General features: G+C 52.0%; 22 protein-coding genes. 13 read left to right on the plus strand and 9 right to left on the minus strand.

Features of this window, described 5'->3' with window-relative positions:
* Positions 1-68 precede the first annotated feature (68 nt).
* Together D4L85_RS16825 and D4L85_RS16830 are read left to right on the plus strand one after the other, a co-directional pair.
* Positions 69-425: a group III truncated hemoglobin gene (locus D4L85_RS16825; RefSeq protein WP_228450927.1), complete on the plus strand. Its 357-nt coding sequence runs from the start codon at positions 69-71 to the stop codon at positions 423-425.
* A gap of 67 nt (positions 426-492) precedes the next feature.
* Entirely contained in the window at positions 493-1389 is an 897-nt protein-coding gene (locus D4L85_RS16830; protein ID WP_119755391.1) for an SMP-30/gluconolactonase/LRE family protein, read from the plus strand.
* A gap of 2 nt (positions 1390-1391) precedes the next feature.
* Here D4L85_RS16830 and D4L85_RS16835 read toward each other — a convergent pair whose 3' ends face one another.
* Complete coding sequence (locus D4L85_RS16835; protein WP_174236160.1) at positions 1392-1997, minus strand: DapH/DapD/GlmU-related protein; 606 nt, start codon at positions 1995-1997, stop codon at positions 1392-1394.
* Between the two features lie 9 nt (positions 1998-2006).
* Entirely contained in the window at positions 2007-2396 is a 390-nt protein-coding gene (gloA2, locus tag D4L85_RS16840) for an SMU1112c/YaeR family gloxylase I-like metalloprotein (RefSeq protein ID WP_119755393.1), read from the minus strand.
* A gap of 37 nt (positions 2397-2433) precedes the next feature.
* Here gloA2 and D4L85_RS16845 point away from each other — a divergent pair, with 37 nt between their 5' ends.
* Positions 2434-2922 (plus strand): DUF456 domain-containing protein, encoded by a 489-nt coding sequence (locus D4L85_RS16845; RefSeq protein WP_228450928.1) that lies wholly within the window; start codon positions 2434-2436, stop codon positions 2920-2922.
* Positions 2923-2989: 67 nt separating this feature from the next.
* Here D4L85_RS16845 and D4L85_RS16850 read toward each other — a convergent pair whose 3' ends face one another.
* Together D4L85_RS16850 and D4L85_RS16855 are read right to left on the minus strand one after the other, a co-directional pair.
* Positions 2990-3349, minus strand: coding sequence for a peptidase associated/transthyretin-like domain-containing protein (locus D4L85_RS16850; RefSeq protein WP_119755395.1), 360 nt, complete (start codon positions 3347-3349; stop codon positions 2990-2992).
* Positions 3350-3420: 71 nt separating this feature from the next.
* Positions 3421-8730, minus strand: coding sequence for a PKD domain-containing protein (locus D4L85_RS16855; RefSeq protein ID WP_119755396.1), 5310 nt, complete (start codon positions 8728-8730; stop codon positions 3421-3423).
* 296 nt (positions 8731-9026) lie between these two features.
* Here D4L85_RS16855 and D4L85_RS16860 point away from each other — a divergent pair, with 296 nt between their 5' ends.
* Both D4L85_RS16860 and D4L85_RS16865 read left to right on the plus strand, forming a co-directional pair.
* The gene (locus D4L85_RS16860; protein WP_119755397.1) at positions 9027-10070 is read left to right on the plus strand and encodes a PorP/SprF family type IX secretion system membrane protein; all 1044 of its coding nucleotides are present in this window, start codon (positions 9027-9029) and stop codon (positions 10068-10070) included.
* 30 nt (positions 10071-10100) lie between these two features.
* The gene (locus D4L85_RS16865; RefSeq protein WP_185154867.1) at positions 10101-10598 is read left to right on the plus strand and encodes an MmcQ/YjbR family DNA-binding protein; all 498 of its coding nucleotides are present in this window, start codon (positions 10101-10103) and stop codon (positions 10596-10598) included.
* Positions 10599-10694: 96 nt separating this feature from the next.
* On the opposite strand, the gene D4L85_RS16870 is transcribed toward D4L85_RS16865, so the two are convergent.
* Positions 10695-11168, minus strand: a complete 474-nt coding sequence (locus tag D4L85_RS16870; protein ID WP_119755398.1) for an FKBP-type peptidyl-prolyl cis-trans isomerase — start codon at positions 11166-11168, stop codon at positions 10695-10697.
* A 209-nt stretch (positions 11169-11377) separates the two neighbouring features.
* Here D4L85_RS16870 and D4L85_RS16875 point away from each other — a divergent pair, with 209 nt between their 5' ends.
* From D4L85_RS16875 to D4L85_RS16890, 4 genes are all read left to right on the plus strand, one after another.
* Positions 11378-13168 carry an outer membrane protein assembly factor BamB family protein gene (locus D4L85_RS16875; RefSeq protein WP_119755399.1) on the plus strand — a complete coding sequence of 597 codons (1791 nt, stop codon included), beginning with the start codon at positions 11378-11380 and terminating at the stop codon, positions 13166-13168.
* 119 nt (positions 13169-13287) lie between these two features.
* Entirely contained in the window at positions 13288-14085 is a 798-nt protein-coding gene (locus D4L85_RS16880) for an META domain-containing protein (protein ID WP_119755400.1), read from the plus strand.
* Positions 14085-15128, plus strand: a complete 1044-nt coding sequence (locus D4L85_RS16885; protein WP_119755401.1) for a DUF4421 domain-containing protein — start codon at positions 14085-14087, stop codon at positions 15126-15128. Before D4L85_RS16880 ends, D4L85_RS16885 begins: the two co-directional genes overlap by 1 nt.
* 74 nt (positions 15129-15202) lie before the next feature.
* Positions 15203-15529 (plus strand): DMT family transporter, encoded by a 327-nt coding sequence (locus tag D4L85_RS16890; protein ID WP_119755402.1) that lies wholly within the window; start codon positions 15203-15205, stop codon positions 15527-15529.
* Positions 15530-15541: 12 nt separating this feature from the next.
* Here D4L85_RS16890 and D4L85_RS16895 read toward each other — a convergent pair whose 3' ends face one another.
* Positions 15542-16456 (minus strand): cation diffusion facilitator family transporter, encoded by a 915-nt coding sequence (locus D4L85_RS16895; protein ID WP_119755403.1) that lies wholly within the window; start codon positions 16454-16456, stop codon positions 15542-15544.
* Positions 16457-16750: 294 nt separating this feature from the next.
* Between D4L85_RS16895 and D4L85_RS16900 the strand changes: the two genes are divergently transcribed.
* The 4 genes from D4L85_RS16900 (at position 16751) to D4L85_RS16915 (ending at position 19455) form a co-directional block, all read left to right on the plus strand.
* Complete coding sequence (locus tag D4L85_RS16900) at positions 16751-17608, plus strand: universal stress protein (RefSeq protein ID WP_119755404.1); 858 nt, start codon at positions 16751-16753, stop codon at positions 17606-17608.
* 90 nt (positions 17609-17698) lie between these two features.
* Positions 17699-18496, plus strand: coding sequence for a J domain-containing protein (locus D4L85_RS16905; RefSeq protein ID WP_119755405.1), 798 nt, complete (start codon positions 17699-17701; stop codon positions 18494-18496).
* A 1-nt stretch (position 18497) separates the two neighbouring features.
* On the plus strand, positions 18498-18845 hold the full coding sequence (locus D4L85_RS16910) for a translation initiation factor (RefSeq protein ID WP_119755406.1): 348 nt from the start codon (positions 18498-18500) through the stop codon (positions 18843-18845).
* A gap of 49 nt (positions 18846-18894) precedes the next feature.
* Positions 18895-19455, plus strand: a complete 561-nt coding sequence (locus tag D4L85_RS16915; protein ID WP_119755407.1) for a hypothetical protein — start codon at positions 18895-18897, stop codon at positions 19453-19455.
* A 47-nt stretch (positions 19456-19502) separates the two neighbouring features.
* Here the strand turns inward: D4L85_RS16915 and D4L85_RS16920 are convergent, their stop codons facing one another.
* Genes D4L85_RS16920 through D4L85_RS16930 form a run of 3 tightly spaced genes read right to left on the minus strand, consistent with a single transcriptional unit; the run spans position 19503 to position 22434 of the window.
* Positions 19503-20282, minus strand: a complete 780-nt coding sequence (locus D4L85_RS16920; RefSeq protein ID WP_119755408.1) for a LytR/AlgR family response regulator transcription factor — start codon at positions 20280-20282, stop codon at positions 19503-19505.
* Positions 20282-21331: a histidine kinase gene (locus D4L85_RS16925; protein ID WP_119755409.1), complete on the minus strand. Its 1050-nt coding sequence runs from the start codon at positions 21329-21331 to the stop codon at positions 20282-20284. Before D4L85_RS16925 ends, D4L85_RS16920 begins: the two co-directional genes overlap by 1 nt.
* Entirely contained in the window at positions 21328-22434 is a 1107-nt protein-coding gene (locus D4L85_RS16930) for a sensor histidine kinase (protein WP_119755410.1), read from the minus strand. Before D4L85_RS16930 ends, D4L85_RS16925 begins: the two co-directional genes overlap by 4 nt.
* Positions 22435-22436 lie beyond the last annotated feature (2 nt).

Below are 22436 nucleotides of genomic sequence, written 5' to 3' on the forward strand. Positions count from 1 at the left end.
CGTAAAAAATGGAATAGGCGTGAAATGACCTACATTTGTTCCTGTTAAGATCTTTAAAAGAAATGTCTATGAAGCCTGATCTGAGTTCGCGAGCGCAAGTAGAGAAGCTGATCAGCGCCTTTTACGCGCGGGTTTCGGAGGATGCCTTGCTGGGGCCTGTATTTAGACATGTTGACTGGCCGCACCATTTACCCATCATGGTCAACTTCTGGTCGTCCATGTTGCTGGGCGATCAATCGTATCGCGGCAACCCCTTTCAAAAACACATTCACCTGCCCATCGGCCGGGAGCACTTTGATCAATGGCTCCATCTTTTTTACACCACCCTCAATGAGCACTTTTCCGGCCCCATAGCCGAAGAAGCCAAGACACGGGCCGCCAGCATTGCCACCCTTTTCCAACACCGTTTGGGGCTTACCGCCTAACCCAAACCGGTTTCATTATTTGAAGGACCTGCCGTATCTTTAACGTTCTCAAAAAAAGAACGAACCGATGCGCCGTATACTCTCGCTCACCATCCTCCTGTTGATCATGGCCACCGGGCTTACGGCCCAGGATTTGTATGGCCTTTATCAAGCCGAAGATTTCACCCAGGAAAATCTCTTCACCAACAACATCGAAGGTCCGGCGTTCGACGCGCAGGGAAACCTCTTTGTGGTGAACTATCAAAAGGATGGCACCATCGGATTGGTGCAGCCCAACGGCACCGTATCGCTTTTTGTGACCTTGCCGGAAGGCAGTGTGGCCAACAGCATCCAATTCACCAGCAAAGGCAAGATGTTGCTGGCCGATTTCAAAGGCCACAACGTGTTGCAGGTGAACATGAAAACGAAGAAGATCAGCGTCTACGTTCACAACGATAAATTCAACCAGCCCAATGACTTTTGCATCAATTCGCGCGATCAGCTTTTTGTGTCGGACCCCAATTGGAAAGAAAGCACGGGCCAGTTGTGGCGCATCGACCGCGGCGGCAAGGCGGTGTTGCTCGCCGACCAGATGGGCACCACCAACGGCATCGAGCTGAGCCCCGATGAACGCACCCTCTACGTGAACGAAAGCGTGCAGCGCAAGATCTGGAAGTTTGATGTGGACGGAAAAGGAAACATCTCCAACAAAAAACTCTTCGCCGAATTTCCCGATTTTGGTTTCGATGGCATGAAATGCGACGAACAAGGCAACCTGTATGTGACGCGCTATGGCAAAGGCGCCGTGGCCGTGTTGTCGCCCGCCGGTGATTTGATCCGTGAGATAAAATTGAAAGGGAAAAACTGCAGCAACCTCGTGTTTGGCGGCCTCAATGGAAAGCTCGTGTTTGTGACGTTGCAAGACCGCAAAGGCATGGAGCGTTTTCGCAACGACGTTGCCGGCAAGTACAAGGGGTTACAATAGTCCTATTGGACTTGCTCTACCAATTCCAGACGTTTCACCACACTCGCAGGCGCCAGGATCGTGCCCGGCGACAACACGGCGTTGGCCCCGATCTTCACGTTATCGCCCACCAGCGCCCCAAATTTAGTTACACCCGTGGCCAGTTTTTGATGATCCACCAGCACGTGAATGGCCTTCTCGATTCGTTCGTTAAAATGATTGCAGATGATGCTTCCGGCTTCCATGTTCACTCCCGATCCCAGCAGTGAATCGCCCACAAAATTGAAATGCGCTAGTGCACTGCCCGGCAAAATGCAGCTCGATTTGATCTCGCATCCCGGCCCAACCGAAACCTTCTCGCCCAGGAAAACACCGCCGCGCAAATAGGCGTGCGCTCCGACAAAGCAACCCTCGCCGATGATGCAAGGGCCTTTCAACACCACGTTCTCTTCTATCCGCGCGTTCTTGTGAATGGCCACGTGGCCCTTTACCACATAATCGGTTGACAAGCCTTTTAGGCGCTCGGTCAACAGCGATTGAATGTTGGCACAAAATGTCCAGGGGTCTTCGTTTACATGGCGGGGAAAAAGCGCGGCAAAGTTCTCGAGATAGTGTGATAAGGAGAGCATAGAGCGGATTTATTGTTCGTAGAATTCGAGCGGCAGATGATCGGGATCGGCAAAAAAAGTGAATCGCTTGCCCGTGTACTCATCGATTCGGACCGGCTCAAAGGCAATGTTTTTTTGCTTTAGCCATGCCGTTGCTTCATCGAGATTGGCCACTTCAAAGGCGAGGTGACGCAAGCCACAAGCTTCCGGTCGCGAGACGCGGGCCGGGGGATCGGGAAACGAGAACAACTCGATGCAATAGCGGTCGCCGAGGGCGAGGTCCAACTTGTACGACCGGCGTTCGGCGCGATAGTGCTCCGCCACGACGCGGAAGCCCAGCACGTCGGTGTAAAACTTTTTGGACGCCTCATAGTTAGAACAGATGATGGCCACGTGGTGAACAGCGCGAAGGGTAAGCATGTTCGAAATTATGTATTTTCGTTGAAAACCTATTCATGTGGATATACTCTGGATGATCTTGGGCGCTCTGTTGATGCTGGTCGGCATCGCTGGTTGTGTCTTGCCGTTCCTGCCCGGCCCGCCGCTGTGTTTTGTCGGCTTGCTTTTGCAACAACTGAATTCGGACCCACCCTTTTCGGCAAGCTTTCTATGGCTTTGGGCGGGCATTACGGCCGTGGTGACCGTGCTGGACTATTTTATCCCGGTGTACGGTGCAAAGACTTTTGGGGGCAGCAAATGGGGCATGTGGGGCTGCACGATCGGGCTGATCGCCGGGCTTTGGTTCGGACCGTTTGGCATCATCATCGGGCCTTTTGTAGGGGCATTTATCGGGGAGATGATGGCGAGCAACAATGCACACCGCGCTTTCAAATCGGCGTTGGGCTCCTTTGCGGGATTTTTATTTGGCACCCTGTTCAAGCTGATCGTGTGCTTTGTGATGACCTGGTATTTTGGGGTATTTGTTTATCACTATATCGTGCAATAAAAAATCCCGGTGGAGATCCACCGGGATAGATTTATTCTTTAAAAAATGGAACGCAACGAACGTGCGTCTATTGAATAACGATCGTCACCTTATTGATCCGATTCGCGTCCAGCTTCCCCGTTTGTTCGCCGCCGCCTACGTTGTCTTTATCGTCTTTGCGAACGATCACATAATAGGAGATGGCTTTCAACTCTTTCATTTTTAAAACACCCTTCGCATCGGTAACGCCCTGGGCGGCCACATTCTTTTCGGCGGCGTAGTCGTCTTCGTTTTCATAGAGCTGCACGGAGGCACCTTCTACGGTGTTGCCCAGTTCGTCGCGCACGGTGACCGATAGTTGGGTTTTAATGATCTGGAAGCCCGAGGAAACCGTTAGGAAGGTCAGGGCGAGAAAGAATACAGAAAAGATTTTGAAGGATGCTTTCATAAGATCAGACGTTTTGAGGCTTTACAATAAAAAATCCGGAGCCCTGTAATAACAGGGCTCCGGTAGTAAAGTTAGCGAAGCAGCACCACTCCACCGCGTTTTTCCTGGACGCCTTTTTCAGGGCGATAAGAGCTCTGATAGCGCACCAGGTAGGTGTAGGTACCGGGTGGAGCCTGCTGTCCGGCGTTGTTATTGTAGCCGCCATTCCACTTGAAGTCGCGCTGATTGGACTGGTAGATCATCTCGCCCCAACGGTTGAAGATGAAGACCTGGAAGTTCTGGTCGTCGATAAAGAAGGTAAACAGCATGAACGTCTGGTTCACATAGTCGCCGCCTTGTCCCTGCACGACGCTGGTCGGGCGGAAGGCGTTGGGACCGACAATGACGGGATCGCATTGTTCCTTCACCAGGGTTTTGTCGCTGCTGGCACAACCAAAGCCGTTCACAAGGTTCACCGAATACAATCCGATCTCGGAAGCTGTCAGCGTAGGCGTTGTGATTTTCAACGTCACCCCATCTTTGAACCAGTCATACGACGTGAACTCCCCTGGATCCAGCACCACTTCGCGGGTGTTGGGGTCGGGGTTTGCCGGGTCAGGACAGATCAGGGCCTCGTCCTTCATAAAGCCGGGTGTTGTGGGGTTGACGATCACGTCCATGTCGGCCGTAGCCACGCAGGTGGCCGCCGTGACCGTGACGGTATAGTTTCCGCCACGCGTATCTTGTAAGGTGCCACTGCTTTGGTTAGGGATGGTGTTGCCATTCAAGGCCCAGGACACCACGGATGAACGACTCGGCGTGGCCGTTAGTGTAAACGGCGATCCCTCGCACGCTGGCGTGCTGGTTAGCGCTACAGTCAACGTGCCGTCTACCTGCACAGTATTCGAGAAGTTATTGGTACATCCCGTGACAGGACTTTTGATGGTTACAGCATACGTGAAGCCGTCATTTGCGATGGGCACGGTGACTACTGGCCCACCCAATGTAGGATCGGGCGTTGGAGCAGCGTTCACAAACCAGTAGTAAGTAAAGGCGCCGTTTGGTGTGGCGTTTAGTGTAACTTGGTTTGCACAGGCGTCTGTTTGCGTATAGTTAGCCAATAGCGGCTTGTCTACAAATACGGTCATGACGGTATCCAAGTCGCAGAAGGTGGCTTGTTTTATATTGATGTTATACGTCTGATTGCCAACGGGCGGGTTAGCGAAAATTTGACCAGCGGCATTGGATCCTACAATATTGGGACCAGACCACAAGTAGGTCGAACCGGCTGGGCCTGTTGCTGTCAAGGTTATATTCGGGGTCGTACAAACATCGGACGCAAGGGTTACGGGGACTTTAGCTCCGACGGTGATGTTCACATCTCCGCTTGCCGTACAGGCACCGGATTTAACCTGCACCGTATAGGTGTCGGTTTTCATCGATCCGGTTAAGAAAGGAGTTCCATTGGCCGTCAGGGTCTCCACTGGGGTGAAAGTGGACTTGTCGTATACCGTGTAGTTTACAGGGTATGTAATCGGACCAGGCGTGGCCACGAGGGCAACTTGTATCTTGCGATCACAGAGTGTTCCTGCCTCACTGGCGTTGACCTGGAAGGTATTGTCATTTATGCTGGCGGTGGTTGTTGTCGCACAACCCGTGACCTGATCGGCCACCGTAATGCCGTAGGTTCCTGCAGCGAGTCCCGTCGCATCCGGGAGCGGTCCTACGCTTTGATCGGTATCGGAGATGGAAGTTGATGGACCGACGATGAAGTAGGAATACAGGGTTGTAGAGGGTGTGCCGCCGATGCTAAGATTTGTGATCGTTCCATCAGCCGCCCCGCAAGTAGTGGGACTGGTGGTGTTGAACGGTCCAATGACGGGCAGCGGGTTAATGGTATAGATCACCGAATCTTTTGCAAAGCAAGTGTTGATCGGGTCCGTTACCGTTACTTCATACTCAATCGTAGGAGGGCTGGGCACCGATGTGTCGACAGCCTGCAGGCGCGTGTTTCCGGAAGCAACATTATTCTTGGTCCAAGCATACGTGGCACCGGGGTTCTGTGCATCAAGATTGCCGATGGATACATTTTGGCAAATCGTGGTGTTTGGACCCAGCTCAATGATCGGCCGGCTATCCGAAGCTAAGATCTCACCGTCCGTTGTACAACCCGCCTTGTTGGTGACCGTGACTTTGTACAAAGCTTTTTTGTTCACCGTGATCGTTTCCGTGGTTGCTCCCGTAGACCACGCGTAGGTGAGGTCCGGCAAATCGTTAGGATTGGCATCGATCGCTACCGGCCCGTGACAGAGCACCACCGCGGTTGTGGGATCCGGCGGCGCGCCAAAGATCTCGAAGTCTTGTGTGAGCAATTTATTCAGTCCGCAGCGATTGTGTAAATGAAGTTTGACTTGATACTTCCCTGGCGCAGCAAACAAATATTTAAATGACGCTTGATTCTTTACACTTTTCAAAACCGTCGCCCCTTGCAAAAGCGTCCAGTCTAACGTATCGATGGCGTCGGTAGGCGTGCCGACAAAGCTTATGGAGTCTTGTACGCAACTGCCGTTGACGGCCAAGCCCGGACCTTGGATAGGATTCCCCAAGTTTTGAATGAAGTTTGGCAGACCCAGGCGGCTATTGGTTCCGGCCAGCAGGTCTTGCTTGCTGGGTTGGAACTGGGACACTGTCGCCGTATCCTCATTCACGGTAATGACGCCGAGTTTAGTGTCGCCCTCGGCCGCCACATAGACCTGCCCGTTGGGTGCCAATTGGATAGCGCCAAGTTTTTGGCCGACGGGGGCTATCGGAGGTTTTTTCAGGTAGGGCATTCCCAGCGAGTCGAAGGCAAACTCGACGATCTGTGATGAGCCTGAGCCTTGCAGCGAAGCGAATAACTTATTTCCGCCAGACGAAAGCTCCACGCCATACACTTGTCCGTTTGCATTTTTGAGATCGGCCGTTCTGAAGTTGCTCACCGTTCCCGACGAATCGGCAAAGTCGAACACTTCCACCACGTTGGACACGCCGGGTGTGGAGAGCGCTACCGCCAGGCGATTTTTTGCGCCGAGCTTCATATAGCCTTGGCCGTTGGCAGCCGTAGCATAGTTGTGGTCGGAGCCGATGCTGGAGATCACCGGGTTGCCGATGCCTTGCTGAGAGATCTTATAGGCACGGAAGGAATTGTTTCCATACTCGTGTGCGATGAGCCAGTTGGCGTTGCCGGTGATGCGTTCGGTACTCTTGGTAAACAAGACCGTGCTGGGCGAAGTCGTGGCGGGGTTTCCGTCCGGGTCTACTAGGCCACCGGTGCCGTTGTTCATTTTCAAGTCGAAGAGCGTATAGCGAAGCTCAAAAGTGCCGTCGCCATAAACAGCTTTCGTGGTGAAGATATAGTAAAGGGTCTCATCGCCGGGCACCGGAATGATGAGGGCGGCCTGTGCGGAAAGCGGATCACCACCAATGTCGGCTGACAGCAACTGTTCCTGTCGGTTCCACACGCTTTTGCCGTCGGTAAATAAAACGACTTGTCCGTTGCGATCGCTGATGGTAGAAGTTCCCGCAGGGGCATCCATCACGTTGTTCTTGATGGGGTTAGGAACGGGCGGCGGACTTGGATTGTTGGGATTGGGTGGATTGAAATCAAGCCCGGCATTCTTGCCGAAGAACCAGATGTTGGCGCGCTGATCCTGCACGTCGTATTCTTTGATATTCACACCGGCATAGGTGGAGCATCCGCCCGCGGTGGCCACCAGATAGTAATATCCGGCCGAATCCGGTTGAAGCGTTGCCGACGTAGCACCGGGGATGAGACCACCAGGACCGAACCATTGCAGTTGCGGCGAGCCGGAGCCGTTCACTTTAGCCGTTACTTTGAAGGTTCTGCCGCAGCTGGGTTTCGGCGGTGAGGCTTTTTGCACCTTCAGCTCACAACTACAGGCTGTGGTATCCTGCACGAGATTGATCTGCGTGTCAAACGGCGTGATGGTAACGGGTGCGGTATAGGTTGCTTTCTGGCCATTCAAATAAGCTGTCACGGTCACGGAATAGGTGCCGTCTTTGGCATACGTGTAAACAGGGCTCCAGTCGTGGCTCTTTCCGGTTCCATCACCCAGGTCCCACGAAAGGCTGTCTGCGCTGGGCGTTACCGTTGGGTAGAACGAAGTAGGCGAGTTGGCGCAAAGACCATCTGCGGTGAATGTCACTTTCAGATCCACCGTGTCGCGCGGTGCGAAAGAAGGAAACTGTGTGCCTTTAAAATCGATGTTGCCGGGGAAGGCTTGTGCGGTGTAGATCGCTTTCGGTGCAACGGAGTCGGCATCGGTGATCTTGCCCAACAGGAACGGTCCGTTCGTGGTGGCCTGATAGAGGTGATAGATCGCGCTGTCCGGTCCGATCTGTAAGCCATAGCTTCTGGCGATCGTGTTGGGATCGGGCAACACGGAGGCCAGCGATACCGTGACGCCGCCAATCAGGTTGTACTGCAACACATCGGCTTGTATGCCGGCCTCACCAGAACGCGATAAATACACGAGGTCGCCGTTGGGGCTGAACTCGATATCGTAGATGGATTGATTGGTGGTGGTGGGCAGTCCGGAGTTGAGAATGCGTTGTTGAAAAGTGAGTGCGCCGGTCGCGGGATCAAAGGTAAGGATCTCGGCGTCGCGTGTGCCTTCCTGGGGCGATACAGCGATGCGGTTCGTGCCGGCGTGATAAGCGAAGTTAGCGGCTACGTTGATCAATCCTAAACCGGCAAACGTCGTCGTGGTGGAAGGGCCCGTAGTGGTCACCAGGGTCACGCTGTAGTCAGGGCTGCCGTTGGCGTGGGTGATGAGCCAGAAGTCGTCGCCGTTGTCGTGGGGAATGGCGATCATCGCTTCCGAGCGATTGGTCAGGCCGGCGATGGCCGTGTTGGTGTTGTTGGTTCCGTCACCCAGCGCGGGGGTAGGGAAGGCGGCGTTGCCAAACAGTGACATGTCGACAATGCGGTATTCGATCGAACCTCCCGTTGTGAAATTAGCGCTGTTGGTGATGACGTAGAACTGATTGAGTTGACCGGGTACTTTGGCCACCGTTACAGGCTGGTTGCCGGAGGTGAATCCGTTGAGGCCGGTGCCATTGGGCATGACGGCATTCGTGATGTCGTAGATCTTGGCGCCATCCGTGTAAAAAAGCAAGTCGCCGTTGGTTTGGTCGCTGGCTACGGCGCTACCGCCGGTGCCGAAGGGAACGGCCTGGTTGCTCACCAGCGAGGCCGTGTTGCTCGAACGACTGAATCGAACGCCCTGTGGGCTGTTCCCGAAATACCAGTTGTAGTTCGCGAAGTTCTGCGCCATCAAGGTGACGGGCAGGAGCAGCAGGAGCAAGAACGATCGTAATAATTTAGTATTCAGTTTCTTCATAGGGTATTCACGCTTCAACTTACGCTCAAAACTATCCTTGTTCAAATGTAAAACGCCAAGGGTTAATTAAAGTATACAATTTGCATAAAATATCGTTATCTGTAGACCGTTACTATGTATCTGTCGTCATCATGGTAGGCTAACCCTACCGAACGGGAAAATCAAGAGACGAAACGTTCAGCGATTGCTATCGACCATATAACTGACAACGGACACCGGAAACGACAAACTATTTCATAAATTTCCGATATACTTTTAATTTGCCTTGATTGCGTACTTTAAAATCACCGAAGTTGATGTACAGGATATGCCTGCTTTTAAGTCTGTTAATACTGGCGCTTGAGGGGACGGTAACTGCCCAGGACCCTCAATTTTCACAGTTTTACGCCGCGCCGCTCTACCTCAACCCTGGGTTGGCAGGGGCGACGGGTCAGGCCCGCGCCGGCATCAACTACCGCAATCAGTGGCCCGCCATCGATGCAAATTTCACCACCACATCGGCTTTCTTCGACTATTACATCGAGGATTATAAAAGCTCTGTGGGGATGATCATCACCCGCGACCGCGAGGGACTTGCCGGGCTGCGTTCCCTTAGCGTGGGCCTCCAATATGCCTACGAGCTCAGGATCAATGAAAACCTCGGCTTTCGCCCGGGCATACAAGTATCGCTCTACAACCGTGATATCAACTTCGGCAAGCTCACTTTTGGTGACCAGTACGACCCCACCACGGGCCAGTTCCTGGATCAACCCACAGCCGAACAGTTCAATACGAACTTTAAAAAGACGTTTGTCGACTTGTCGATGGGCGGTGTGTTTTTTACCCGCACGGCCTGGCTCGGGGTCTCTGCCTGGCATTTAACGCAGCCCAACCAAAGCCTGATCGGCGAAAACACCCCGCTGCCCCTGAAACTTTCCGTACATGGTGGTTTTAAATTTTTCCTGAAGTCGGGCTCCATGGGTAAAGGCGTATACGCCAAGAAAACCGAGCGCAGCATTGCTCCTGCCTTCCAATACCGCCACCAGGGACAATTCGACCAGGCGGATCTGGGACTCTATTTTACCAGCTCGCCACTCGTGCTGGGTGCCTGGTATCGCGGCATTCCCTTCAAATCGGTGAACGGCTTTGTGAACAACGAGTCGATTGTGTTGCTGATCGGCTTCACGCAGTTGGGTGCCAAGGATGCCATCAACATTGGCTACAGCTTTGACTATACCGTGTCGAAACTGGGGATCGGCAGTGGTGGAGCACACGAGATCAGCCTCACCTACACCTGGCCTATGCGCAACCCCCGCAAACCGCCAAGAGATAAACTCATCATTCCCTGCCCTGATTTTTAAGGGCTTTCCTTCTAACTGCACAACCTTACTATGGACGTAGAAACCCTCCGGAACTTTTGCAACGCCCTTCCTGCTGTTCGCGAAGACATCAAGTGGGGCAACGATCTGTGCTTTACCATCGGCGAAAAAATGTTTTGCGTCGTTGGCCTGGAACCACCACACCGTTTTTCTTTTAAGGTAACCGACGAAGAATTCGATGAAGTATCCACCCGCGATGGCTTTATACCCGCGCCCTATATGGCTCGCAACAAATGGGTTTCCATCGAAAATCCCGACCGGGTGAAGCAGAAAGACTGGGAATATTTTGTTCGTCAGTCCTATGAACTGATAAAAGCGAACCTGACCCGCAAGGCCCGGGTGGAATTGGGCGTTGAAGATCCCGGTTTGGAAAAGCCCGCAAAAGCAAAGCCCGCAAAAAAGAAACCCGCGGTGAAAAAAGTAGCGGCAAAGAAAAAGCTGCCGGCGAAGAAAAAACCGGCGGCAAAGAAAAAAGCTCCTGCCAAGAAGAAACCTGCCAAAAAGAAATAACTACAAAAAAAAGGCTACCCCAGGGCAGCCTCTTTTTTTTGTAAACATGGCTAAATAAGGATGGACGCTGAATACGGCGTCCGTCTTATCCAAGGATCAATGATGATGATGTCCACCGGGGCCATGCACGTGGCCGTGAGTGATTTCTTCTTCGGTGGCGTTGCGCACGTCCATGACCTCTACGGCAAAATTCAGCTCTACGCCGGCCAGCGGATGGTTGGCATCAACCGTTACCGAATCCAGGCCTACTTCCGTCACCGTCACCACATCGCCGCGGTCGGTGGAAAACTTCATGCCCACGCGCACATCCTGGTCGCCAAAGGCAGAACGAGGAACCTTCTGGGTCATGGCAGGGTCTTTCTGACCATAGCCTTTTTCAGGAGCGATCTTCAATTGAAATTTATCACCCTTCGACTTCCCTTCGAGTCCTTCTTCCATTCCGATGATCAAATTGCCTGCGCCGTGAAGATAGTATAACGGGTCGCGACCGTCGCTGGTGTCAATGATGGTGCCTTCGTTGTCGCGTAGCGTATAATGAATGCCTGCTACTTTGTTTTTGGTGATCTGCATAGTCTTTTGAGATTTAATGGATGAAAAAAAGAGGCAGTAATTGTGCTGAGCCATGCGTACCGAGCAGAAAGGCTTACCTCGACTTGAAGGGCAAAGGTAATAAAGTTAGCCAAAACTGTTTGATCCCGGACACTCCAAATAACGAGTGCGGGGGGATTAATAAGTTGGATTTTAATGCGATACTTGTTTGATAATCCTTTTCTTACCCTATGAGATTTTCTACCTCCATCGCCTTATTCGTCATCGTTTTTATGATGTTCGCCGGAAACCGTGGGAGCGCGCAAAATGCCCATCCTTCCGGCCGCATCCTGAAAGATGCATGGTTTAAATCCATTGCGGCCGTGCAATGGAAAGTGCAAACACAGGGCAGCATCCGCGGCAGTGCGCTGGCGACGGGGGACCGGGTCTATTTTGGCAGCGCCGACGGAAATCTCTATGCCGTGACCCGCAAAAATGGCGATGTGGTCTGGAAGTTTAAAACGGCCGGCGCGATCAGCAGCACACCGGCTTTCGCCAAAGGCACGCTCTATGTCACGAGCCGCGACCTCAACATTTATGCGGTGGACGCAGCGACGGGCAAGGAGCGATGGAAATTCCAAACGGGCAGCCTGCTGCCGCATTTTTGGGGCTGGGAATATTTCCAGTCGACACCGGTGATCGAAAACGACGTGCTCTACGTAGGTGCCGGAGATGGGATGTGCTATGCCTTGCAGGCTTCGGATGGCAAAGTGTTGTGGAAATTCAAAACCAACAGCCGCATCCGGTCAACGCCGGTGATCCAGGACAAGAGTTTGTTGGTGGCGAGCTACGATGGTGTTCTTTACGTGCTGGATAAAACCAAGGGCACGCTGCAATGGCGCTATGAAACCGAAGGCGCTCACCTCAAATCCGAAGACTTCGGATGGGACCGCAATGCCATCGATGCAACGCCGGTGGTGACCAATAACAAAATCGTGTTTGGCTCGCGCGATGGAAATCTGTATGCCGTCGACATGACCACAAAAACATTGGTTTGGAAATTTACCTATGGTCCCACGTGGAGCATATCCTCCCCGTTGGTGCACCAAGGAAAAGTGTTTGTCGGATGGTCCGATAATAAATTGTTCTCCGCGGTCGATCTTCAGACGGGTAAAGAGGTATGGAAGTATGAAGCCGGTGACTATGTGTATTCTTCTCCCGTAGTAGCTGGAAATACGGTCATCGTTGGCAGCGGCGACAACAAGCTCTACGGCTTCGATGCGACTAACGGCAAAGTGCAATGGACGTTCAAGACGCAGGGCAGCATCTATTCGTCGCCCGTGCTCGATAGCGCGACCGTATACATCGGGAGCGACGATGGAGCGATGTACGCCTTGCAGGGAAGCGCGCATGAGCCCGTGCAGCATCTGGCTTTTTTTGCGACCGACCTGGGGCATGACTATTTGAAAGGCAACCCAAAGATCACAGCCTTCCTGCAAGCGCAAAAAATTCAGGCGTTGGATTCGGCTGGGCTGAGAGAATTCATGAGCGATCGCATAAAGGACAAAGCGTCAAGTGTATTGATCTTCAACCACAGCACTGTTCCGCGCAACCTGTTGACCCCAAATGAAAAGACGGGAACGTTCAGGAGATATATCGAAGCGGGAGGCACGGTGGTCTGGACCAGCTTTGCGCCCAACCTGGTTTCGTTTGATGACAAAGGAAATTTTTTAGGCGAGAAACCCGATGTGGCCAACGCCCTGTTGGATATGGACTTCGATCTGGTTCACGATGGCGGTGAATATTCGTGCGCGGTGACGGCCGCGGGGAAGCGCTACGGTCTGAGTGATTTTTTTGTAGGCTATTTTTCGGTGAAGCCGGGCGCGGTGAACGAGACGCTGGCGACGAATGAATATGGCCGGCCGGTTTGCTGGGTAAAGAAATTAGGAGCGGGGCGGTTTATTCAATGGCGGACGTGGAGCAATGAGATCGGGCAGCGCGACCTGGACATGCTTTTGGATGTGGCGCAATTCCGGCCATAAGGTCCCTTCGAACGCGCCGATAACATTACCTGGCTGGCCGGTGTTATTGGGGTATCTGTTTCTTATCTTTAGCTATGCGGCGCAGGCTGCAGGATGGCAGTGAACTCAAATCCGCGTAAATGAAGCCCACCCTCTCTTTTCTGGCCAGTTGCGTTGTTGCAGCCGGTTGCTCGACTGTGAAGCCCGCCCCGACTGTTACGTCCGTGGCTCCTCCCCCTGAGCACAACGGCGAGGCAGACATCACGCGTTTTCAAAAAGGCATTGACTTTGTGGCCACCGGCAACGAGCCCTCCTGGATCCTGGAGGTGGATTTTGACAGTATCATGATGTTCAAATCCTTCAACGATGAAGCGGCGATCAGCACGCCTGTTCCACCACCACAGTCGGCGCAGGATGCGAAGGTGACCCGCTACCGTGGGGTGGGTGCATCGGTGGAGCTTATCGTACAGATCGAGAAAAAAGAGTGTCGCGATAACATGTCGGACGAGACATTTCCCTATACGGTAAGCGTTGATGTGAAACACAATGCGGCGTCGGACTATAAGACGTTCAAAGGATGCGGCCACTACCTCGTTGACTATAAACTGCACGACCTTTGGGTGTTAAAGGAATTCGGTGACGGTGTTGCTGTGACGGAAAAAGATTATCCCCACGGGCAACCCCGTATGGAACTCAATCCTGGTGCAGGCACCATTATGGGCTACACCGGGTGCAATGAATTTTCGGGTAAACTGATCACACAAGGAAATGCGATTGCCTTTCAACAGCTCACACGCACAAAAATGGCGTGTACCTCTTCGGTGGAGGCGCTTTTTATGAAAGCCCTCCAGGACGCCGACCGGTTTGAATGGGGTGAGAGACGATTGAAGTTGTTCAAAGGCAGCGTCCTGTTGTGTCAACTTTTAAAAGTAGATTGATGATCGCGCTATTTCGTTTTTTCGCGGTCGTGGCGTTCACCCTACTTGCCCTCACGACGCAGGCGCAATCACGATCACAAAAAGAAAGACACAAGCCCGACCTGCACGACACCACCTACTATACTTCCTATGAGAATCAGATCACGGGTCGCTACTATTTCTCCAAGAAATATACTCTCTTGCGCTTTCGGAACTTTGCCGAAGGCTATAGCTTTTCATACCGGCCCAACACGACCTTGAACATGGGAGTGGGCGCCACCTATCGATGGGCCACCCTAAACCTGGCCTATGGCTTTGGCTTTCTCAATCCCGACCGCGGCAAGGGCGACACGCGCTACCTCGACCTGCAATTCCATACCTACAGTCGCAAGATCATACTCGACGCATTCGGTCAGTTTTATCGGGGATTTTATTTGGCCGGTACCGACATCACTACCGACAACAGCTATTACCTGCGGCCCGATTTGAAAGTGAACCTCATCGGTATTTCTACACAATATATTTTTAATCACGACCGGTTTTCCTATCGCGCGGCCTTCCACCAAAACGAGTGGCAAAAAAAATCTGCCGGCACGTTCATCGCCGGGCTCGAAGGCTACTATGGCACGGTGTTGGCCGACAGTACCATTGTGCCCACGGCCGTGGACAAACCCGTGGCCACGGGCAACGCCGACCACCTGAAGTTTTTTGAATTTGGGCCGAATGTCGGGTATGCGTATAGTCTCGTTATCCGAAGACATTTTTACATCACGGCTTCCGCGGCGGTGAGCCTAGACTACGGTGGTACCCAGATCTCCGAGAACTCGGGAAGCGAGTGGGTGTATGGCTTTAGTCCCAATACATTCTTTCGGGTCTTTTGCGGATACAACACCCGCGTGTGGGCCATCAGTGCCCTTTATCTGACCAACGCGGTTCATATGCACGCCAGAGGCGAAGGACAGGTGACGCTCAACACGGGCAACGCCCGTTTGAATTTTGTGTATCGCTTCAAGCCAAGCCGGAAGGCAAAACGGGTGTTGAAGTATATCGATAAGGTAGGATAATAAAAATCAGCGCGACCGCCCTGTATCGCCCCGGGCAAAAATCGTATATTCACCCGCTGAAAGAAAAACTAAAAATGAACTGGATCATCCTGATTATCGCCGGTATTTTTGAAGTCGTTTTTGCCGCGTGCCTGGGAAAGGCAAAGGAAACCAGTGGCACAGCGTCGATGCTTTGGCTGGCAGGATTTTTTGTGTCGGCCACCATCAGCATGGTGCTGTTGTTCAAGGCCATCCAAACCTTGCCGATCGGCACAGCCTATGCGGTGTGGACGGGCATTGGTGCTGTCGGGACGGTGATCGTGGGGATTCTTATTTTTAAGGAACCCGCCGATTTCTGGCGGATGTTTTTTATGACCACGCTCATTGCTTCTATTGTCGGATTGAAATTTGTGTCGCACTAGACGTGCACAAGGCTAAACGGTTGTGCCGCATTCGTCATGGCAATCCGATATTTCGGTCTCCAACGTGGCATGTTGAATGCCCAGGTGTTCCAGGTCGTGTTTCAATTTTCGTTTCACCTCGGCGCTATCTTTTAGCGAAAGCGCTTCACCCAGCACCAGGTGGGCAGTCAAGGCATTCTCAGACGTGCTGAGCGCCCACACGTGGATGTGGTGAATATCTTTGATGCCGGGCAACTTCAAGGCCGCGGCGCGAATGGCGTTCATGTCGATCTCGCGCGGAACCGCATCGATGGAAAGCAGCAGACTATCGCGCAGCAGCCGCCACGTGCTGGAAATGATGACGACCATGATCACGATGCTGATGAGCGGGTCGATCCACAGCCACTGCGTATAGTAGATCACAATCCCCGACACCACCACACCAACCGAAACCAGCGCGTCTACCAGCAGGTGGAGGTAAGCGCCCTTGATGTTGAGGTCTTGTTCTTTGTTTCGGAAAAACAACAAGGCCGACAGCGCATTGATGCCGATGCCGACCGATGCCACCCAAATGATGGTGGCCGTGTGGACGGGCTTTGGTGAAAAGAAGCGATAGAAGGATTCGTACCCGATGCTGCCCACGGCGATCAACAGGATCACCGCATTGAGGAGCGAGATGAGGATGGAGGCTTTTCGATACCCATAGGTGTACTTTGGGGTAGGCTTCACGGCGAGGAGCTTGAACGCCGCCAATGCCAGCGCCAGGCTGGCCACGTCGCTAAGGTTATGTCCGGCATCCGAAAGCAGCGACAAGGCATTAGAGAAAAAACCGGCCACAAACTCCACCACCACAAACACCAGGTTCAGGATGATCCCCACCACCAGCATACGGCTGACATGGGTGATATCGAGGGCATGGTGATGGTGATCGTGTTGATGATCGTGCATACGCAAAGGTAGGATGGCGGGTAGTGCAACAGGTTTTCATGTGGCATATTTTTGGGCTTGCGTCGCAAACTTGCGGTGACCAGGGTCCGACGGGGCAATTCCGGGTAAAATATTGGAATTAAGGAATTTAGAGCTGGATTAGGATGAGGCTTTTTAGGGATAGCGGGAAGGGCCATGAGCGAAAACACGCCAGGACTATCATTGTTTGAGGATTTATTTTAATTTTAAGAACACTTAAACTGAAACAAACGGGTTCACACCCTTGTCCGCTAAAAAAACAAATTCTTAGAACGCATGAAAAAAATACTAGTCCCAACCGATTTCTCTAAACCCGCACAGATCGCCGCCACTGTGGCTGCAGACATCGCCCGCAAATCCGGCGCCGAGCTCACCTTTCTGCACGTGATCGAAGAAGCTACCGGCAACTCGTTGAACGTAGAAGGCCAGGTAAATGTGGAGGGCGATTGGGAGGAAAGGCTTTTCACCTTGAAGCTGATCGAGAAAGCAAAAAAGCAAATGTCCAAACTGGTGGAAGACCCCAAACTGGAAGGCGTGCGTGTGAAGCAGGCGCTCCGCATCGGCTCGCCCTACCATGGCATGAATGCGATCATCACCGAAAAGAAAGTGGACCTCGTGGTGATGGGCACGGCCGGCCGTTCCGACCTCGAGCAAATGATCATCGGATCGAACACCGAAAAAGTAGTACGTCTTTCCAACTGCCCCGTGTTGACGGTGCATGAAAAACCCGCGAGCAAAAACTTCAAGGACATCGTATACGCCACCGCGATGGAAAAAGACGAAGAGGTGTTCTCCCGCATTGTGAGAACGACGCAAAAGCTGTACAACTCCACCGTACACCTTGTGCGCATCAACACCCCGGGCAATTTCCAACGCGATGCGGTGGTGAAAAAGGCCATGGAGGATTTTGCAAAGAAATTGCAACTGACAAACTATACCATCAATGTGTTCAACGACGTGAGCGAGGAAGAGGGCATTGTTTACTTTGCCGACAGCATCGACGCCGACCTGATCGCCATGGCGACGCATGGCCGCACAGGTTTTGCGCACGTATTGGCCGGCAGCATCGCCGAAGAAGTGGTGAGCCACTCCAGACGTCCGGTGCTAACGTTTGTGACGAAACGTAGAAAATAATTTGTTTCCCTAAACACGTTGACGGTATAGAGAAGAAAGCATTAGAAAGCCTGGTTGTTGAAAGCCGGGCTTTTTTATAGGTTATCATTTATGGACTATTACCAGATTTTGGGCGTTAGCTACTCCGCCAGTGCTGCAGACATCAAGCGGGCCTACCGGAGGCTCGCCGTTTCTTACCATCCCGATAAAAATCCCGACCCGAAAGCGCACGCGCTTTTCAAGGATATCAACGCGGCCTATGATGTGTTGAGCGATCCGGCGAAAAAGAGCGTCTATGATCAGCGGCGCTATAACCAGTATGCCGTGGTCGTCCATACCAATGTAGACGTCCGGCCACGCCATCGCGACCCGGCTTACCGCGGCCACGCGGCCACGGTGCCACCAAAAAATGGAAGGCCCACCTTGCGGCAGTCCATGAAAAAATATCTCCCCTGGGCTTCGAAGGCTTCTCAATTTTGTCTGGCCATTTCCCTGGTGCTGCTCATCGACTATTTTTTACCAAACCGGATCACGGAGGAAAAGATCGTCTATGCCAACACGGTAGAAAAAGCCGGAGGACGCTACGCGTATCGCGGCTGGTTGGTGGAGACCGACAAAGGACGCAAACTGGATTTCCCTGCCGAACTGATGGAATTCTTCCAGCCGGGTCAGCCGATCACCTTCCGCTCGTCGCTCCTGTTCAATGTTCCCCGCAAGGTGATTTCGGGTGGTTATATTCACCACGTCGGCATGTCGCTGTATGGCAACTTTCTTTTTTTGCCGTTGAGCTTGTTCGTCATCTCAGCGCTGGGCGTGTACCAGCGAAAAAAGATCGAGGCGGGATTCAACTTTGGAGTTACCAGCACCATCGTACTGGTGATGATGACCCTGATAATCTTATCTTTGTAGCATGAGCAAAAAGAACGACTGGAAGAAACGCGACGGCGTGGTATACTCCACGTCTTCCGATTTTGAATTCTCCTATCAGCAAAACGAAGAAGCCCAAACGCTTCCCCCGCAACAACAAAATTTGAAAGTGCAGCTCGATAAAAGCATGCGCGCTGGAAAACAAGTGACGCTGGTGACGGGCTTTGTGGGTACGGGCGATGATTTGGATACGTTGGGAAAACTTTTGAAATCGAAGTGTGGGGTGGGGGGGTCTGTGAAGGATGGTGAGGTGATTATTCAGGGGGATCATCGTGATAAGATCGTTCAGATCTTGCAGAAGGAAGGCTATAAGGCGAAGCGGGTGGGTTAACCCCCTGGGCAGACGGCCGATAAATGTTGTTTAGAATTTTGTAACAGACATGACTGCTGATCAAATTCAAGAATTTGGCAATGTACAACGAATAGAAGAGTCCCTTGCGAACGCGATGGGTGTTCCTAAATTATCCTCAGGATGGAAGACCATAAGAGACGATCGGGGTTGGAGACAAGATGAAAAATTAATCGAATATGTATGGATAGTGATGATGAATCGTCATTCCGTTGGTCGTGGGGGATTAGTAACAGTAAGATTCAACGAGCATACCTTTAGAGGGAAGAAACACCCTGATGAACTTGTTCGCGGAATCTTTAGTATAGGAGCAGACAACCAGATTCAAGAGTTTTATCAAGAGAAGACAGATGGTCATGCTGATCCAGTTATCGACTGCTTTCAATTGGATTTGTTTGATGCTAACAAAGGTATAACGCTAGATGGTGTCTCGTATAGAATTCATATTATCTCCGCCAATATCGATACAGTAATAAAGGTTTCCAATCCCGTTACATCGCATTGGAGAAGATGGGAAGCAGAAATACAGAATTTAGCGAGCACATTGGTCGCCAATTCAGATAGTGGAAAACTAACTAGACTGTTCACTTGAAGAAGATGTAAGGAAACGACAGGAAGTACACCTCGATAGGAGTCGAATCAAGCGTTTTGTAATCCGTCAAACCATTCCTTGAAGTCTCCTACCTTTTCCCGGCTCACAATAATTTCCTTATCAAACTCCTGCACAAGTGTGATCTTCAGCCGGCTGTTGGAATATACCAGTACATCCTTGATGGCATTGATGTTCAAGATAAATGTTCGGTTAAGCCGGAAGAAAACCTTCGGATCGAGGATATCCTCCAGTGATTCCAGCGTATAGTCGATGATGAATTTCCGGTTTTGGGTGGTCACTAAATAGACGTCGCGGCCGTCGGCGTAGAAAAGGCCGATCTGGTCGGTGGTGATGGAGCGAATGTGTTCGCCCAGCTTTACCATGAAACGCGTTTTGTACTCCTTCGTTTTCAGGTTGGCGACCAGTGCCTGCATGCGTTCGGGCTGATCCTTCGGCTGATGGAGTTGCTCGCGGAGGCTTTCCAGTTTTTTGAGCGCGGCCGAGAGATCGGTGAACGTGATGGGTTTCAGCAAATAGTCGATGCTGCTCACTTTGAATGCGTCGAGGGCAAACTCGTTGAACGCCGTGGTGAAGATCACGGGTTTCTTCACGGGCACCTGTTGAAAGATCTGGAAGCTGAGGCCATCCTTCAATTGGATGTCCATAAAGATGAGGTCCACCTCGCTCTGGTGGTCGCGCAGCCACGCGACGGCGCTCTCTACGGTATCGAGGATGGCAGCCACCGTGGTGGAGGCGTCGTACTTCAACAGGTAGCGTTCCAGTTTTTCGGCAGCCGGTATTTCGTCTTCTATGATTAAAACCTTCATCAATATGTCGTGATTTCTTCCGCCACGCGAATCACGGGCAATTTAATATAATTTTCTTCGTAGGCCTTCACCTTGATCAGGGTGAGGTCGCTGTAGAGGGAATAGGAACGTTGCAGCCGGTTCATAGCCAGCTCGGTATTGGGGTGCTGCAGCAGGCGGTCGTTCAGTTTGCTTTGAATGGTGATATAGTCGTCTTCCCAGTAGCAGCGAATGATCATCGGCTCGAAGCGCGAGATGATGGTGTTGCGCACAAGGCTTTCGATGATGATGGGCAGCGAGCCGGGGATGAGCATGGCATCGAGCTCGGCCGCCTCCAGGGAAGACTCCAACCGAAGTTGGCCGAAATGTTTTTCATTGAGCAATTTCACCAGGTTTTTGGCGGCCTCCAACTCCGTGGCCACGGGAACAAGCTCCTTGTGACGATTGCTGAGCACATAGCGATAGGCGCTGGCCAGGCAATCGATGTATTCTTCGGCCTGCTCCACGTCGCGGTACATCAATGTGATAAGGCTTTCCAGGCTTTCGTACAGCAGCTCCGGATTTACGTCGTTTTTAAATTCCACCATTTCCGCTTCCAACACTTCCTGCTGTTGCTTCTCGATGCTCAGCTTTAGGGTGTTCTCTTTTTGCAGGTAATGGTTGCTGAAGTACAGGATATTGTATAACAGCGCCGTCACGGTGAACAGGATGAGGAAGATCAACGTCTGAACGCCGCTCATGCTGAACCCAACGCCATATTTGAAATACAAATGCAATCCCAGGAAGACCAAGCCGACGGAAAGCAATGTGGTGATGATAAACTGAACCGGAACCCTCACCGGCAGGTACCGCTCGGGAAGAAATTTATCCAGCAGCACAATGACCGCCCGCATAGACTCCAGCGAGAGGTACATCAACACAATAAACACATACACTTCCTGGCTGCTGAAGAAGTCATTCAACTGCGACACATGGTTGTTGATGAGCAGGACCAGTAAATAGGCCATCACGCCATACACCAGGGGGGTGAGGAGCCGGAAAAATGCATTATGGATAAAATACCGCTTCATGCGCTGTGTTTCTGTTCTTGCTCGCGTGTTTTCAAATGAATGACCGGTAAAGTGACCGAAAACTTGTCGTCGTCTTTGATCTCGATCTTCTTGTCCGTAAAGAATTCGTATCGCTTCTGAATATTTTCAAGCCCTACCCGGAACGACTGTACGCCCGTGAGATTTCCGGTTTTGGTGTTGATCACTTTCAAAAACATGTTGTCCTGGGCCGTGATGTAGATGAAGAGCTTTTTGTCCGTGTTGAGGTTGTTGTGCTTCACAGCGTTTTCCACCAGGATCTGCAAGGTGAGTGGCGGGATCTTGGTGTGCATGATGTTGTGGGGCAGATTGATCTCGACGGTTAAGAGCTGCTGAAAGCGGATCCGGAGCAAATAATAATATGACTGTACAAAATCGATCTCGTCCTGCAGCGTCACATACTGTTTGTGTTGGGTGGATAGAATGTATTGATAGGTTTGCACCAGCCGGCGAATAAATTGCTCGGCGGAAGGCGTGTCTTTATAGAGAAGCGATGAGATCGTGTTCAGGCTGTTGAACAAATAATGCGGGCTGATCTGGCTCTTCAACGCTTCGAACTGCAACTCCAGTTGTTTGCGTTCGCGTTGGATATTTTCGATCTGTGCTACGGCATAATGTTGATAGGAGTAGAGCAGCGCATAGATCACTTTGTAGATAAACAGAGTGGCCAGCAAAAGAATGCCCAGCTTCACTTTCAAATCGACATCCTGCAAGGAAAATCCATTCCAAAAAACATCGGCGCCAAAGAGCGCGATGCAGCCTTGAACGAGGGCAAGCGTGAGGAGCAGGGCAACTGCGTAGTTGGCCAGGTAGCCCGCGACAAAGCGTGCGGCATAATAATTTCTCCAAGGCAACGCCCGGTCCAGCAGACGGTTCGCATAATACAATGCAAAGCCGTTGAGGCACCCAATGCCGATGCCCACCAGCATCCCGGTGAAATTTTCGCGGATCGTGGGGAAAGAATCCGTTTCACTGAAATGAAGGTAAGCAAAGAGCAGCCATCCCAAGGCTCCGGAGATGAAGGTGACCAGGAGCGTTCTTCGAAACAAGGCATTCATGTAGTAGGATCGGGATGAAGAACTCATGC

Origin of the sequence: Chryseolinea soli (assembly GCF_003589925.1) — a bacterium.
Lineage (GTDB): Bacteria > Bacteroidota > Bacteroidia > Cytophagales > Cyclobacteriaceae > Chryseolinea > Chryseolinea soli.

Bases quoted from the DNA above. Each gene is read 5' to 3' on its own strand.
- D4L85_RS16925 (WP_119755409.1), bottom strand. From the start codon at position 21,331: ATGAAGCGGTATTTTATCCATAATGCATTTTTCCGGCTCCTCACCCCC.
- D4L85_RS16825 (WP_228450927.1), top strand. From the start codon at position 69: ATGAAGCCTGATCTGAGTTCGCGAGCGCAAGTAGAGAAGCTGATCAGC.
- D4L85_RS16855 (WP_119755396.1), bottom strand. From the start codon at position 8,730: ATGAAGAAACTGAATACTAAATTATTACGATCGTTCTTGCTCCTGCTG.
- D4L85_RS16895 (WP_119755403.1), bottom strand. From the start codon at position 16,456: ATGCACGATCATCAACACGATCACCATCACCATGCCCTCGATATCACC.
- D4L85_RS16860 (WP_119755397.1), top strand. From the start codon at position 9,027: ATGTACAGGATATGCCTGCTTTTAAGTCTGTTAATACTGGCGCTTGAG.
- gloA2 (WP_119755393.1), bottom strand. From the start codon at position 2,396: ATGCTTACCCTTCGCGCTGTTCACCACGTGGCCATCATCTGTTCTAAC.
- D4L85_RS16930 (WP_119755410.1), bottom strand. From the start codon at position 22,434: ATGAGTTCTTCATCCCGATCCTACTACATGAATGCCTTGTTTCGAAGA.
- D4L85_RS16865 (WP_185154867.1), top strand. From the start codon at position 10,101: ATGGACGTAGAAACCCTCCGGAACTTTTGCAACGCCCTTCCTGCTGTT.
- D4L85_RS16835 (WP_174236160.1), bottom strand. From the start codon at position 1,997: ATGCTCTCCTTATCACACTATCTCGAGAACTTTGCCGCGCTTTTTCCC.
- D4L85_RS16915 (WP_119755407.1), top strand. From the start codon at position 18,895: ATGACTGCTGATCAAATTCAAGAATTTGGCAATGTACAACGAATAGAA.
- D4L85_RS16905 (WP_119755405.1), top strand. From the start codon at position 17,699: ATGGACTATTACCAGATTTTGGGCGTTAGCTACTCCGCCAGTGCTGCA.
- D4L85_RS16870 (WP_119755398.1), bottom strand. From the start codon at position 11,168: ATGCAGATCACCAAAAACAAAGTAGCAGGCATTCATTATACGCTACGC.
- D4L85_RS16875 (WP_119755399.1), top strand. From the start codon at position 11,378: ATGAGATTTTCTACCTCCATCGCCTTATTCGTCATCGTTTTTATGATG.
- D4L85_RS16885 (WP_119755401.1), top strand. From the start codon at position 14,085: ATGATCGCGCTATTTCGTTTTTTCGCGGTCGTGGCGTTCACCCTACTT.
- D4L85_RS16830 (WP_119755391.1), top strand. From the start codon at position 493: ATGCGCCGTATACTCTCGCTCACCATCCTCCTGTTGATCATGGCCACC.
- D4L85_RS16850 (WP_119755395.1), bottom strand. From the start codon at position 3,349: ATGAAAGCATCCTTCAAAATCTTTTCTGTATTCTTTCTCGCCCTGACC.
- D4L85_RS16900 (WP_119755404.1), top strand. From the start codon at position 16,751: ATGAAAAAAATACTAGTCCCAACCGATTTCTCTAAACCCGCACAGATC.
- D4L85_RS16920 (WP_119755408.1), bottom strand. From the start codon at position 20,282: ATGAAGGTTTTAATCATAGAAGACGAAATACCGGCTGCCGAAAAACTG.
- D4L85_RS16910 (WP_119755406.1), top strand. From the start codon at position 18,498: ATGAGCAAAAAGAACGACTGGAAGAAACGCGACGGCGTGGTATACTCC.
- D4L85_RS16890 (WP_119755402.1), top strand. From the start codon at position 15,203: ATGAACTGGATCATCCTGATTATCGCCGGTATTTTTGAAGTCGTTTTT.
- D4L85_RS16880 (WP_119755400.1), top strand. From the start codon at position 13,288: ATGAAGCCCACCCTCTCTTTTCTGGCCAGTTGCGTTGTTGCAGCCGGT.